Consider the following 14,357-nt stretch of genomic DNA (forward strand, 5'->3'; position numbering starts at 1 on the left):
GGCGCATTACCCGAGCCGTTTCACTCCGCCCTGACCAGCATTGGCGGGGTCCACGAACCATCCAGCGCAGATTCCTTTGGCCAGTAGAGCCGCATGATGACCCAGAATGGAGCCTTGGGAGCAGGCAACCAGTTCGCTTGTTTGTCTTTACCGGGATTCTCGTTCTGGAAGTAGAGGGTGATGCCACCATCGGCGTCCTTGACGAATTGCGCCATCATCGTTGAATTCAAGAGATAACGGTCGATCGGATTGGCAACGAGCAGGCTTGCTGGCAATTCGTACATGGTTGTTGACCAGAACGCATTCACCGGAGGAAGATCCGCCGCGGGGAAATGCAGAGTGTACCGGTTCGAACCGTTCAATTTTTCCCCTTTGGAATCAACCGCAAGAACCGGATACATCGCTTCCTGCTTCGAGTTGCCGTAGATGCCAAGAGCAGCACCGGCCATGCGGTAGAGATAGTTGTTCTTCAGAAATTCGCGGGTTCCGAAAAAATCCCCAGATGTCGCTTCGCCGGTGTCGACTTTTTCTTTCCGGAACTGGCCAAATTCTGCCCAAGCTTCTGCCATGCCGTTCTCAATTGCGGTTTTCATCTTGGGCGACAGGGACGCCACATCGAATGTCTGTCCGGGGCCGACGCCGATCTTGGAAAATCGCTCCATCAACTCCACTTCAGACGGAACAGCCGGCGCATAACCCAAAGCAAAGTTGAGTATTTTGAAGAACTCCAGCGACGTTTTCTGTGCGTCGGGCGTCAGAGGCTTGAGGAAATCAATAGCCGGTAACGCAGCTGGGGCCGGTTGCCCGAGAAATGATGACAGCGTCTCGACTTTGTAGCCCGCCTGTATCTTCTTCACGTTGTCGATATCGCCCGGATTGAACAACTGCGTCCGATAGACCGCTACGCCCAGTTCTGTTTCCGAGTGGAAGACCTTGTCCACTCCTTCAGGCTTCTCGCCTTTCCAGTTCGGGCCGGCCACGACAAACACACCGCCATCGTTCCCTGTTGCTCCGCTGCTGATGTAGTCGAAGTTTTGGGTATAGGCGTCGGTCAACTGGACGCTGAAATAGCGTTCCTTTTCCATCGCCGGCACGGTCAGAACGATCGGCTCGGCACGCAGGTCCATACCCATCCAGGAATAGGGCGTGTCGGAGTTCGGTGTCTGCACAGCTGTATCGGCCGGGGTGAAGACGCGCGCGATGTTTGCAATCTGGTTCCAGGGTGCCTTGAAGTTCGGGTCGCTCTTGTCGGTGTAGTAAGCGTACGAGACGCGGTAGTTGTCGACGATCGGGAAACCGTAGACGTATGCGTCCTTGGCGATGGCGCGGGCTTCGGCTGGCGTTACAGCGGGTCCAGCAGCGCTAGCAGAACCGGCTGGCAGCATGGCTAGCGCAAACACGCTTGCGATGGTGAGTTTGAAGGCGGTGTGAAGGGATGTTTTCACAGCAATTGCTCCTGATTGATCTCTAATTTGTTTTGTGTGCGAGCCGGTGACGTGTTTAAAGCTTCTGGGTTAGCATCACCTGTTCGTCTCTATGGAGCTATCAGTTATGCGCAAGACACAGTGGACACAGGGCGGCAGTGGTGGTAGCAAGAATATGTGCTGGAAATAGTGCCATGCGCTTTCTTGATAGCGAGCAGACGCATTGAGGAGAATACTGAGGAGATAAAGTCAGGGGAGGGGATGAAATGCGAGCCACGTGGCTTTTAATGTTACTGATGATCACGAGTACGGCGATCGCGCAGGAAGACCCAACATTCAGTATAAGCATCGGCGCTTTTTTCACTGACCGTGAAAGCCGGTCGAGACTCGATGGGGACTCGGGCCGGGGAACGGACATAGATCTTGAGGACGACCTCGGGCTGAAGAAATCCGATACTGTTTTCCGCGTGGATGGCTACTGGCGATTTGCCGAGAAGCATCGTTTCGACTTCAGCGCATTCGACCTGTCCCGCTCATCCTCTAAACAGATTGAAAAGGAAATCATCTGGGATAACACAACTTACCCGCTCAGCAGCACCGTAAAAACCGATCTCGACCTGACGATCTATAAGGCTGCATACACCTGGATGTTTCTGAAACGCGATCGCAATTTTCTCGGTGCGACGGTTGGCGTTTACGTTGCAGATTTTGGAGCGACTCTGTCCACATCGGGGGGTGCCAGGGCCGAATCGAACGACCTTACAGCTCCTTTGCCCGTTATTGGTCTGCGCGGAGAATACCGGTTTGCTGATCGGTGGGCGCTGCGAGGTAGCGGCGAAATATTTTTTGTTGATTACGGAGATTACGAGGGGTCTTTGTACGACGTCTTCGCCGGTCTCGACTTTAGCTTAACGAAAACCATTGCAATTGGTGTTGGTGTTAATGCTGTAGAGCTCGATGTGAGTGTCTCCAAAAACAGATTCGATGGGAACATGAGCTGGCAATACGAGGGCGCGCTGGCCTATCTTAAATTAGATTTCTAGAGGCTTAGGAAAAACAGATGAAACGCCATCATATTTTTATCGTACTCATTGCCAGCATCGCAGGGTCAGCCTTAATTGGTTGCGCCAATTCATCCAAAGATCTCAGTCCGCAAGAGGTTGAATCAAAGCAGACAGAATTACATACCGATTATCAGAACCTGATTGCCAGTGAAATCGACGACCCGCTAAGGGCTAAAGAGTTCGCGGCTTTATCGGCAGAACGGGATCGACTAGTCAGCCAACATGCAGCTTCAGTGCAGCAATACTCGAAAAAGCTGAGGGACATGAACCTGGATTACTCGACCGAACGCGAGCAACTGGACAACCTCATTCAGGAATACAATCAGGAACGCCGAGCTGCTCAAACCAGGTTTCTGGTGCTAATGGGCAAGATGAAAGCAACGGTTACGGCTAAAGAATGGGAAACGTTGGCGAAGTTTGAACTCAAGAATCTTAACCCCCGAACCATGAGCTACACAGCAGGAGGCCAATGAGATGCTAGTTGCAATACTGGTTGCTTTTTTCCTTGGTGGGCCCAGCGCATCCGCTGCTATCCTGACCCATGATATGATCAAGAGCTTCGAAACGTTCGCTCAGCAGGTCATCACAGACCCTGATAGGGCGGAAGCAGTGCGACAGGAGTTAAAAGCACTCAATAGTGAACTTAAGCAGTTCGACAAGGTGTTCGCGAAGTCTGGACGGGAATTAAGCAAGCTATACAAAAATTACGACACAGAAACCGCCAGCATGCAGGCACAGCTTGACTCGATGAATGCCGACTGGGAGTCAGCTCAATCCCGTGCGCTTGATCATCGATTCGCTATCCGCAACCAGATGACTAAAGAAGAATGGGACGCGGTGGTTTCTAAAAACGGGCAATAGGTTTTAGTTTGACGCTACCTTTCACATACCTCGGTGACCTTGCAAAGTCAGCAAATTATTCGTTGATGGACTCCCTCAATTGCGATCCTGACGCGAAAGCAAATGGCCGCGACCACGAGCCGCGCCAGGTTTTTACGGGCCACTTTGTGCCCGTAAGCCCCACACCAATCGAAAACCCAGAGTACGTCGTCCACAGCAAAGACTTGTTTCGCGAGCTGGGTTTTGCCGACAGCATGGCCCAGTCGACCGATTTCGTTCGTGTTTTCTCAGGCGATCTGACGGGCGTTCCAGAGCCTATGCGAAAGGTTGGTTGGGCGTGCGGCTACGCACTTTCTATCTACGGCACAGAATACACCCAGCAGTGCCCATTCCAGACTGGCAACGGATACGGCGATGGGCGGGCGATTTCAGTGTTTGAGTCGGTTATCAAGGGCCGACGTCTGGAAATGCAGCTAAAAGGCAGTGGCCGGACGCCATATTGCCGCGGCGGCGATGGTCGGGCCGTTCTGCGCTCGAGTGTACGGGAGTTCCTGGCGCAGGAGCATATGCACGCACTCGGGGTACCGACGTCACGGTCCTTGAGTCTGTACGTTTCGAAAACGGAGAAGGTGCAGCGACCATGGTATTCGGAGGGCTCACACTCCCAAAACCCAGACATACTCGTCTTTGAACCCGTCGCCATAACAACGAGGGTAGCGCCGTCGTTCATTCGGGTCGGACAGCTTGAGCTCTTCGCGCGGCGAGCCCGCAAACACGAACACCCGCAAGCGATGGAGGAGCTTGAGAAGCTAGTGTTGCATTTGATTGACCGTGAGTACGGAGACGTGATCGACCATACGCTGGCCACTACCGAAAAAGTGGTGTTGTTGGCACGCGAATTCCGCAGGCGACTCACATCGCTAGTGGCGAACTGGATCCGGGTTGGCTACTGCCAGGGCAACTTCAATAGCGACAACTGCGCGGCCGGCGGCTTCACACTCGACTACGGCCCCTTCGGATTCTGCGATGTGTTTGATCCGCGTTTCCAGCCATGGACGGGTGGGGGACTTCACTATTCATTCCTGAACCAGCCGGCTGCAGCAGAGCGTAACTTCCACACGTTTTGTTCCGCGTTGCGGCCATTGCTTACCGAGTATCGCGAGAGCGTGCAGCAACTTGATGAGATCAGAGAGGGTTTTGCGGGTGTGATGCAGGCGGAAATGGAAAGCATGTGGGCTGCAAAACTGGGGCTTGCAGACTTTCACCCGGCACTGTTTAGCGAACTTGCAACGCTGATGGTGCAAACGCCAGTGGATTACACCATTTTCTTCCGCGAGCTCTCAAACGTACCCGACAACATTACTCCGCTGAAAAAGAGCTTTTATAAAAACTCAAGGAATGTTTCCGATCCGTTGGAGTTCGAGAAGCGCTGGTCGGCATGGCTTGGAAAATGGAAATCGGCCGCTCAATCTCGCTCTCGCGAGGCGCAGTCGCGGGAGATGAAACTTGCCAACCCGAAATACATTTTGCGGGAATGGTTGGTTGTGCCTGCGTATCAACAAGCAGCAGCGGGTAATTATTCTTTGATTCGAGAGCTCCAGAAAGTCATGACGCAGCCCTATGAAGAGCAATCGGAAGACGTAGAGGAGAAATACTACAGGCTGAAGCCTGCAGAGTTATTTGATATCGGCGGATCGTCCCATTACAGCTGCTCTTCGTAGCTGTTATGAACCCAATAATAAGTTGAGGTAGACGTGTTTGCCTGATCCACTTTGTTGATCGCAGTCACTGCTGGTATTGAGCTTGGCCTATTAATTGCTTTTCATTCGATAGTTATTAATAGTGACAAACTCTGGCGCAGGCCAATACTCAAGAGCGAATCAGCGTTGAAGGAACCTTCCGTAACTCAGACAAAAATCAGTTTATGGCGTAACAGCCTGCTAAGGCGTTATCTGGTGCTTGCGCTGCTGGTCGCTGTACTGCCCCTATTGGTGGTTACCTGGCTCTATGACCGTTTCACTGGCGAATTGCTTGAGAATCTGGGGGAGCAAAAAGTTCAGCATTCGATGAATGCAACCCGTGCTGCATTGTCTGGCTTTCTGAAAGCCCGGCAGTTTGAACTAGAAACTATTGTAGATTTGCCTGATATCGAGCGGTTCGTTTCAGGGGATCCGCTCTCACCGGAGTTGGAGTCAACTCGTGCGTTGATCAGCTTCGAGACGGACAGCTTCGATATCTATGGTGTACTTTTCTTTGATGCCCAATGGCAATTAAAAACGGCGTTACCCGGTGTTGTATCATCGGGATCGCCTTATTGGGGCGAAAAGCAGTTATCTCTGGCGGGGCTGCCGAGGAGAAATTTTGCTGATTTCGTATTGATTGGCCCCCAAGCACCTCTCCCCGGTCGTTCAGGCTGGTTTTTGTTTGCAGCGCCATTACCGGCGACTTCAGGCGAAACGTCCTCTTCTGGATTTGTGGCCTTACATGTTCGGTTTGCCAGCCTGACCGAACTACTCAAAAGCCAGGCTCGGATCGACGGGTTCAGGCCACTCTTAAGTACCGCCGAAGGGCATAGATTTACGGTGAATGGTCAACCTGCAATGGAGCAGACTCCCAGCTGGCTCAGTGAAGAGTTTGCCCCGGGTTGGTCAATTGAAGTAATCAAACACGATCCGGCTGTTGATCTTAGCCAGGAACTCAGGCGCCCCGTTTTTCTGCTGGGTGTGGGCGCGTCTGTGGTACTTGTTGGCGGCTTCTTCATGACTCTTATCCTGCGACTAAAACGAAGGTTTGTGCCCTTAATAGAGGGCGCGGAAGCGGTCTCTCGAGGGGATTGGAATGTGCATATCCCTCCCGACGGGAATGATGAGATAACCCTGCTTGCCAGAGCCTTCAATCGAATGGGTGGAAGGCTTAAGGCGCTGATTGACTCGCGTCTGGAGGTTGAAAAGAAAGCTGTTCTTGGGGAATTCTCTGCCAGTATCGCCCATGAGGTACGTAACCCGCTGGCCACCATCAAAGTGTGCGTCCAGAGTTTTCCAGTAGACGAGGACCCTCGAAGCAAGGAGCTGATTACGCTGGTTCTGGAGGAAATCGATCGTGTAAATGGCGTAGTTGAAAACCTTCTAAGCTTTGCCCGGCCTTTCGATCCTGAACGTGTATGGTTCACAGGGGGTGACCTGCTACGGCGTTTGGCGGCGCTGATTGAACCCCTTGCCGTCAGGGAGAACACCAACCTGTTTCTCTCGGGTGACATGGACGCGTGTCTGTGTGTGGATGAAAATCAGATTCAACAAGTGCTTATGAACCTGGCGCTCAACAGCATTCAGGCGATGCCGGAGGGTGGCGAGTTGAGGCTGGATGTTCAGGCGTTTAAACAAAATACAGTGATCACCGTCAGCGACACGGGTTCTGGTATGACGCCTGAAGCATTGGAGAGGGCTACGGAACCCTTCTATACCACCCGAACTCAGGGAACGGGGTTGGGATTGTCAATTTCAAAACGTTTGGTGCAGCTCAATGGTGGGAAGCTGAGCATTAACAGTGAACCAGGCACTGGCACACGGGTGTCGCTTATTTTCAACGCTTCTAAGGGCACTCATGGATAAGGCACTGATTCTGATTATTGATGATGAGCAGCGACTGGTGCGTTCGCTGCAGTTGGCACTGGAAACGGATGGCTACCGGATTGCCGCTGCCCATACGGGTAATGAAGGCATTGAGACGGCGCTGGACTGTCAGCCGGACCTGGTATTACTGGATCTGCGGCTACCGGACCTCAGTGGCCTGGAAGTGTTAAAACAGTTACAACTGCAGTTGGCTGGCTGTCCAGTCGTCATGTTTTCAGCTCATGGTGACATCAAGGTCGCAATCGAAGCGGTTAAAAGTGGCGCTCTGGATTTTATTACCAAACCCTTTGATATCCATGAACTGAAATCTTTGATTGCCCGCACGCTCGAGCGCTGCAGGCTGGATAAAGAGGTGCGTTTTTTTCGCGAGCGCCAACTGGGAGAAGTTCGGCTGATCGGTCGGAGCGAGGCAATGCGGCGCTTGCACGAAGATCTGACCCGAATCGCGCGTAGTGGTGCCAAAACTCTGCTGTTACAAGGTGCCTCGGGCACTGGTAAAACGGCCGTTGCAAGGGAAATCCATCAACTATCGAAGGTGGCTTCTGGCCCTTTTGTTGAGGTGAATTGCGCAGCCTTGCCCGAACACTTGCTGGAAGCCGAGCTTTTCGGAGCAGAAAAGGGTGCTTACACGGGGGCTCACCAACGTCGTTCAGGTCTCGTGGAGTTGGCGAATGGCGGGACCCTGTTTCTGGACGAGATTGGTGAGATGCCGCTGGCGCTGCAGGCCAAACTGCTGAGTTTTCTTGAAGATCATAGCTACCGCCCCATCGGTTCCAGCCGCGTTTATCAGGCCGAAGCGCGTATTGTTGCAGCCACCAATCGCGAGCTGGGGCAGGCGGCGGAAGAGGGCAGCTTCAGAGCAGACCTTTATTACCGTCTTAATGTGATGCCGATTCGTGTGCCGGCACTGGTAGAGCGAAGGGACGATATCCCTTTGCTGATCGAGCATTTCAGCCTTAAGATGGCTGCCAGTGAGGGCTGTTCACCTGTGTTGTTTGAGCCAGAGGTTTTGGAGCACCTGAAAGGTTACGTATGGCCTGGCAATATTCGCGAGCTGAAGAACCTCCTGGAGCGACTGACAGTGCTCTATCCTGGTGAAGTTGTAACACTTCACATGCTGCCTCCGGAAATGCAACTGATCGACGCTCCAGAGCCATCCGCCGACCCGTCTGATGCTTCTATTAGTGATCGCCTGGCCGAAACAGAGCGGGATATTATCATCAGAACCCTGGAGCAGGCAGGCGGGCGCAAGGGCGTTGCAGCGGTAAAGCTGGGCATATCCCGGCATGCACTCAAACGACGATTACAGAAGTTGGGGATTGCAGAATGAAACTCCAGAGTCGTTTGAGTGTATCGCGTTCCTTTCGCAAGGCACTGATTGCGACCATTGCACTCTTGTCAGTATTGCCCTCAGCTTATGGACAGGAACCCCGGGCTATTGATGAACCGGTAGAACCCGACGTGACGATCGGCTGTCTGTATCCTCTTACTGGTCCGATGGGATTTTTTGGTCGTGACGCGGATGTGGCATTGGGTATGGCGGTGGATCAAATTGAGCACTTGAACCAAACGCTCGTAAACAGCGGTGAGCCCGGCCCCTATCCGCGCCTGAAGGTACTCCTCGAAGACAGCAAGGGCAAACGCCACCGTAGCGCTACTCTGGCCCGGCAACTGGTTGAAGAACAAGGCGTTGATATTCTGTGTGGCGTCGTTTATTCGAGTATTGCTCTTGAGATCAGCGCTTATGCTGAACGGCAGAAGGTCCTTTTCATTGGTGGGGGGCACACGTCATCAAGGCTAACGGAGGTACCCGTCAACCCCTGGTACTTCATGGTCAATAATGACAGTCGTCAATCCATGCGGGCCGGTGCGCGCTACCTCAAAGAAATACAGACTGCTAATCCCTGGACCACACTGGCCTACGTCGGCCCTGACTATGACTATGGCCATCAGGCTTTGGATGACCTGTTAGAGGGCTTGGAGTCTCTTGAGGTGCCCTTCAAACTCACCGATGAGTACTATCCAAAACTCTCGGAGCCGGATTTTTCCGCGTATATCGAAGCACTGTTGGTTTCGCCGCCGGATATCGTGGTCTGCAATTTTTTCGGTGATGATTTCGCCAATTTTGTACGTCAGGCACACCAGCAGGGACTGTTGGAGGTAAGTCAGTTGGCTAACTTCGATACCGGAGGAGGGTACAGTGTGATGTCGGCGCTGGGGGATGACATGCCTCCCGGCGTGATTCTTTCAGGGCATCACCACAATAACTGGCCTGACACTCCGGTTAACCGTGAGTTTGTAGAAGAGTTCTATCGAAGGAGCGGCCGGTATCCCAATTTCATGGCTCAGACCAGTTATTCCGTCGTTCTGGCGGTGGCTGAGGCCTGGCGGAACGCCGAGGTTAAAGATGCCGAAGGTGTGCGCCAGGCATTAGAGGGATTGGAGTTGTCATTACCGGAGGATCCTCAAGGCTTTCAATCGTGGATAGACCCTGTCAGCCATCAGATGATGCAGGTTATCGCTATTGGCGAGTCGCTTCCCAACGAAGACTATCCACCCGCAACACGTATGTTGGGGAACTGGAAGATCTATATGCCGGAGCTGAGCCGTTGAAGCGTTGAAGTTGGTGAGCTCCGGTCAGTCTGATTATACGCCAATGATAGTTTCGGTTTCCTTGCCCCATGGTTCATGAGCGGTGTCCGCTCATGAACGGGTTTATTATGAGCGTTACCCGCTCATAGTCCGATCAAAACTGAGCGCTTTCCGCTCGCTCCCCCGCACCACCTGGGCTTTCCTGTAAAGTTTTCTAATAAAAACAATAGCCTGTTGGTTTTTCCTCAGTTGGCATTGGCCTTGCTCTACCCATGACAGAGCTCCAATAAAAACGAGGCCAATGATGAAAAAAACCAAGCTGCTCCCCAGCGCCGAAAATGCTTATGAATACCCGCTACTGATCAAAAGCCTATTGCTGTCAGGTAAGCGTTATTCCCCAAATCGCGAAATCGTGTATAGCGATATCACCCGTTACGACTACCTGACTTTGAATGAGCGCATCGCGCGTCTGGCCAATGCACTGGAGAAGGCCGGTATCGGTGCCGGTGACACAGTGGCGGTCATGGATTGGGACAGCAATCGGTACCTGGAAGCCTATTTTGCCATTCCCATGATTGGGGCTGTGTTGCATCACGTGAATATTCGTCTGAGCCCTGACCAGATTATCTACACCATGAATCACGCAGAAGACGACATGGTGCTGGTTCACGACGATTTTTTACCGTTGGTCGAGCAAGTGGCTCCCGAACTCAACACTGTGCGTGGCTATATTCAGCTGACAGATTCTTCAACCGCTGCACCCACCACGTTGAACGTTGTTGGCGAGTACGAATCGATGCTGGCTGAAGCTCTCTCAGAGTATGACTTCCCGGATTTTGACGAGAACTCGATCGCAACGACTTTTTATACGACGGGAACTACCGGCAATCCGAAAGGCGTGTACTTCAGTCACCGCCAATTGGTGCTTCATACATTGGTTACAGCTATCTCACTTGGCAGCTCGGACGCAAACGCCATGTTGCGTAGCGACGATGTCTATATGCCCATGACCCCCATGTTCCATGTTCATGCCTGGGGTGTTCCCTATATCGCCACAATGCTCGGAGTAAAACAGGTCTATCCGGGTCGTTACGAGCCGAACCGGTTGGTTCAGCTGTTCCGCGATGAGGGCGTTACCTTCTCTCACGGCGTCCCGACTGTGCTGCAGATGGTACTCAATTGCGAAGAAGCAAAAAGCACGGACCTGTCTGGCTGGAACATGCTCACCGGGGGCTCCGCGCCGACCCAGGCTCTGTCCGCCCAGATGGCGGATCGAGGAATCAATTTCGTAACTGCATACGGCATGTCCGAGACCTGCCCGGTTATCACGATGGTTAACCTGAAAGATGAAGAGCGTGCGCTGCCGATCGCTGAGCAAAGCGCAGCTCGCATCCTCGCTGGCGTCGCAACACCTTTGGTTGATATTCGAATCGTTGACACCGAAGGCAAGGATGTTCCGCACGATGGCGAGTCTGTTGGTGAAGTGGTCGCACGTGCTCCCTGGCTGACTCAGGGCTACCTGAAGGAGCCGGAGAAAGGCGCTGAGCTTTGGGAAGGCGGCTGGCTACACACCGGAGATGTGGGTTCGATTGATGGCAATAGTACCTTGCAGATCAAGGATCGAATCAAAGATGTGATCAAGACCGGTGGCGAGTGGATCTCAACCATTGAACTGGAAAACCTGATCAGCAAGCACGAGGCGGTATCGGAAGTAGCCGTGGTTGGCGTTCCTGATGAGCGCTGGGATGAGCGTCCGGTCGCTACCATCGTGGTCAGAGAAGGTGCTGATGTGAGCTCCGACGCTATCAAGGCCCACCTGAAGCAGTTTGTCGAAAGCGGTGAAATTGCGAAATGGGCCATTCCGGAGCGGATTGAATTTGTTTATGAAATTCCGAAAACCAGCGTGGGAAAGATCAATAAAAAGCTGATTCGTAGCGAGTTAGATGCATAGAAATAACGGCTCGGTGTTTCGAATAATAACAAGGAAAAGCTATGAACCAGGATCTGATTATCGAGACGAGAGGTCTCGTCAAAGAGTTTAAAGGTTTTACCGCTGTCGACGACGTCAATCTGAAAATTGAGCGTGGAACCATCCATGCTTTGATCGGCCCCAACGGCGCGGGCAAAACCACGGTATTCAACCTGTTGACCAAGTTTCTGACGCCTACCCGGGGAAAGTTGCTGTACAACGGCCAGGATATAACCGGGAAAGATTCCGCCTCCATCGCTCTAATGGGGGTTGTCCGCTCCTTCCAGATTTCAGCCGTGTTCCCTCATCTGACGGTACTCGAAAACGTCCGGGTGGCGTTGCAGCAAAAACGTAATGATGGCTTCGCCTTCTGGCGCTCTGAAAAGATTCTGGATGAACTCAACGACCGCGCACTGGATCTGCTCGATTCAGTTGGGCTGAGGGAGTTCTCCAAGGCGCTGGCCGTCGATCTGCCATACGGCCGAAAACGCTCGCTGGAGATAGCTACCACTCTCGCGTTAGATCCTGAATTGCTGCTTCTGGACGAACCGACTCAGGGCATGGGCCACGAGGATATCAGCGTGGTTGCCGAACTGATCAAAGAGGTCGGCAAGAACCGAACCATCCTCATGGTCGAGCACAACCTGAACGTGGTCTCAGACCTCTCCGATACGATTACCGTGCTCCAGCGGGGCGCGATCCTCACCGAAGGCAATTACGAGACAGTTTCGGCCGACCCTCGGGTGCGTGAAGCCTATATGGGTGTCCAGGAGGATGAACAAGAAGGTGAGGGCGCTTCAGGCCATATCCCCGTGGTGGAGGACACGATATGAGCACTGCTCTGAAAGTTGAATCCAACCGCGAAAAGCTTCGGATAAACGGCCTTCACGCTTTCTATGGCGAGTCCCACATTCTCCACGGCATCGACATGACGGTTAACCAGGGAGAATTGGTGACCCTGCTGGGAAGAAACGGTTCGGGGCGCAGCACCACCCTGAGGGCGATCATGAACATGGTGGGGAAACGCACGGGTTCCATCGTAATCAACGGCCGGGAAACCCTGAACATGGCGTCCCACAAGATTGCGCACCTCGGGATAGGCTTCTGCCCCGAAGAGCGTGGCATCTTTTCCAGCCTCAATGTTGAGGAAAACCTGATGTTGCCCCCCAAGGTGCGTTCTGAAGGCATGTCGGTTGAGGAAATTTACGACATGTTCCCGAACCTGGCCGAGCGCCGGAAAAGCCAGGGGACAAAACTCTCAGGTGGTGAGCAGCAAATGCTTGCCATGGCCCGAATCCTGCGAACCGGCGCCAACATATTACTCCTCGATGAGATCACCGAAGGCCTCGCTCCGGTCATTGTTCAAAAGCTTGCTGAAGTGCTGACCAAGCTCAAAGAGCGAGGCTTGACGACCATTCTGGTTGAACAGAACTTTCACTTCGCGGCGCCGATTGCCGACCGACACTACCTGATGGAGCACGGTCATATGGTAGCCGAAATCGAAGCCCACGAACTGAAAGAGAAGACCGAACTTTTGAATACCTACCTGGGCGTTTAGATCCCGGTAGGCGTTCATTCACGAAGTACACCCTGAAATAAAAACAATGACACTGGAGAAAACCATGAAACGAATATTCAAAACTGCTGCTACTACCGCTTTGATTACCGCGGCCAGCCTGTCCCACGCCAGTCTTTCTGATGACAAGGTCAAGATAGGCGTTCTGGGAGACATGGGTGGCGTGTACTCGGATATAACCGGGCAGGGCAGTATTGAGGCCGTGCAGATGGCCGTCGATGATTTCGGCGGTAAAGTTCTTGGTAAGCCCATCGAAGTTGTCAGCGCTGACACCCAGCTCAAGCCTGACATCGGCTCGACGATTGCGCGCCAATGGATCGAGAACGAACAGGTCGACGTTATTAGCGGGGCAGTCGCCAGCTCTGTAACCGGAGCTGTAACCAAAATAATGAGCGATGCCAAAAAGATCACTTTGATCGCTGCACCTGCCAGTCACGCCTTTACTACCTCAGGATGCTCTCCCTATAACGCGCACTGGAGCTACGATGTAGTGTCCTTGGCAAATGGTACGGTGCAACCGATGGTTGCCGGGGGGGCAAAAAAATGGTTTTTCGTCACCGCTGACTATGGCTTTGGTCATGCACTGGAATCCGTTGCTACCGGTGTCATCGAAGCCAACGGCGGTGAAGTAGTCGGCGGCGTACGTGCGCCTCTCGGAACCTCCGATTTTTCTTCCTACATCCTTCAAGCCCAGTCTTCTGGCGCTGATGTAATCGCACTGGCCAATACTGGCAGTGACATGGTTAATGCCCTTAAAACTGCCGCCGAATTCGGTGTCACAGAGATGGCCGACGTTGCCGGTTTGCTGGTTTTCACCCCTAACGCCCAGGCTCTGGACCCTGAAATTGCCGGCGGCATGAAGCTTACAACAGGTTTCTACTGGGATATGGATGAGCAGACCCGCGAGTGGTCCAAACGCTATATGGCGCGTATGGATGGCAAACTCCCCTCCATGGCACAGGCTGGCGCCTATTCCTCGGTTATGCACTACCTTAACGCTGTCGAAGCGGTTGGCACTGACGATTCTGATGCCGTAATGGCCAAGATGAAGGAGACGCCAGTCGAGGATTTCTTTTCCCGTAACGGGTACCTGCGTATAGACGGCCGAATGGTCCACGACATGTTGCAGGTTCGGATCAAAAACGCTGATGAGCGTAGTGATGCCAACGACATCTTTGCGATAGAGAAAGTGATAAAGGGTGAAGACGCCTTCTTGAAGCTCGAAGATGGCGGCTGCGAATTCGCGCTGAACCAGAAGTAACC

At 53.0% G+C, this 14,357-nt stretch carries 12 protein-coding genes; 11 read left to right on the top strand and 1 reads right to left on the bottom strand.

What is annotated here, in order from left to right:
• Window positions 1-20: 20 nt before the first annotated feature.
• On the bottom strand, window positions 21-1,445 hold the full coding sequence (locus tag Q4501_RS08995) for a DUF1254 domain-containing protein (RefSeq protein ID WP_303595884.1): 1,425 nt from the start codon (window positions 1,443-1,445) through the stop codon (window positions 21-23).
• 266 nt (window positions 1,446-1,711) lie between these two features.
• Here Q4501_RS08995 and Q4501_RS09000 point away from each other — a divergent pair, with 266 nt between their 5' ends.
• From Q4501_RS09000 to Q4501_RS09050, 11 genes are all read left to right on the top strand, one after another.
• Window positions 1,712-2,467: a hypothetical protein gene (locus tag Q4501_RS09000; RefSeq protein ID WP_303595885.1), complete on the top strand. Its 756-nt coding sequence runs from the start codon at window positions 1,712-1,714 to the stop codon at window positions 2,465-2,467.
• A 17-nt stretch (window positions 2,468-2,484) separates the two neighbouring features.
• On the top strand, window positions 2,485-2,961 hold the full coding sequence (locus tag Q4501_RS09005; protein WP_303595886.1) for a hypothetical protein: 477 nt from the start codon (window positions 2,485-2,487) through the stop codon (window positions 2,959-2,961).
• A 1-nt stretch (window position 2,962) separates the two neighbouring features.
• Window positions 2,963-3,349 carry a hypothetical protein gene (locus Q4501_RS09010; protein ID WP_303595887.1) on the top strand — a complete coding sequence of 129 codons (387 nt, stop codon included), beginning with the start codon at window positions 2,963-2,965 and terminating at the stop codon, window positions 3,347-3,349.
• 65 nt (window positions 3,350-3,414) lie between these two features.
• Window positions 3,415-5,049: a YdiU family protein gene (locus Q4501_RS09015; protein WP_303595888.1), complete on the top strand. Its 1,635-nt coding sequence runs from the start codon at window positions 3,415-3,417 to the stop codon at window positions 5,047-5,049.
• Between the two features lie 165 nt (window positions 5,050-5,214).
• Complete coding sequence (locus Q4501_RS09020) at window positions 5,215-6,936, top strand: PAS domain-containing sensor histidine kinase (protein WP_303595889.1); 1,722 nt, start codon at window positions 5,215-5,217, stop codon at window positions 6,934-6,936.
• A complete protein-coding gene (locus Q4501_RS09025; RefSeq protein ID WP_303595890.1) occupies window positions 6,929-8,287 on the top strand; it encodes a sigma-54 dependent transcriptional regulator in 1,359 nt (452 codons plus the stop codon). The genes Q4501_RS09020 and Q4501_RS09025 overlap by 8 nt, the downstream gene beginning before the upstream one ends.
• Entirely contained in the window at window positions 8,284-9,570 is a 1,287-nt protein-coding gene (locus tag Q4501_RS09030; protein ID WP_303595891.1) for an ABC transporter substrate-binding protein, read from the top strand. The genes Q4501_RS09025 and Q4501_RS09030 overlap by 4 nt, the downstream gene beginning before the upstream one ends.
• A 283-nt stretch (window positions 9,571-9,853) precedes the next feature.
• Window positions 9,854-11,500 (top strand): fatty acid--CoA ligase, encoded by a 1,647-nt coding sequence (locus Q4501_RS09035; protein WP_303596192.1) that lies wholly within the window; start codon window positions 9,854-9,856, stop codon window positions 11,498-11,500.
• Between the two features lie 41 nt (window positions 11,501-11,541).
• On the top strand, window positions 11,542-12,351 hold the full coding sequence (locus Q4501_RS09040) for an ABC transporter ATP-binding protein (RefSeq protein WP_303595892.1): 810 nt from the start codon (window positions 11,542-11,544) through the stop codon (window positions 12,349-12,351).
• A complete protein-coding gene (locus Q4501_RS09045) occupies window positions 12,348-13,076 on the top strand; it encodes an ABC transporter ATP-binding protein (RefSeq protein WP_303595893.1) in 729 nt (242 codons plus the stop codon). Before Q4501_RS09040 ends, Q4501_RS09045 begins: the two co-directional genes overlap by 4 nt.
• A 64-nt stretch (window positions 13,077-13,140) precedes the next feature.
• Complete coding sequence (locus tag Q4501_RS09050; RefSeq protein WP_303595894.1) at window positions 13,141-14,355, top strand: ABC transporter substrate-binding protein; 1,215 nt, start codon at window positions 13,141-13,143, stop codon at window positions 14,353-14,355.
• Window positions 14,356-14,357 lie beyond the last annotated feature (2 nt).

Source organism: Marinobacter sp. 2_MG-2023 (genome assembly GCF_030546935.1).
Taxonomy (GTDB): Bacteria; Pseudomonadota; Gammaproteobacteria; order Pseudomonadales; family Oleiphilaceae; genus Marinobacter.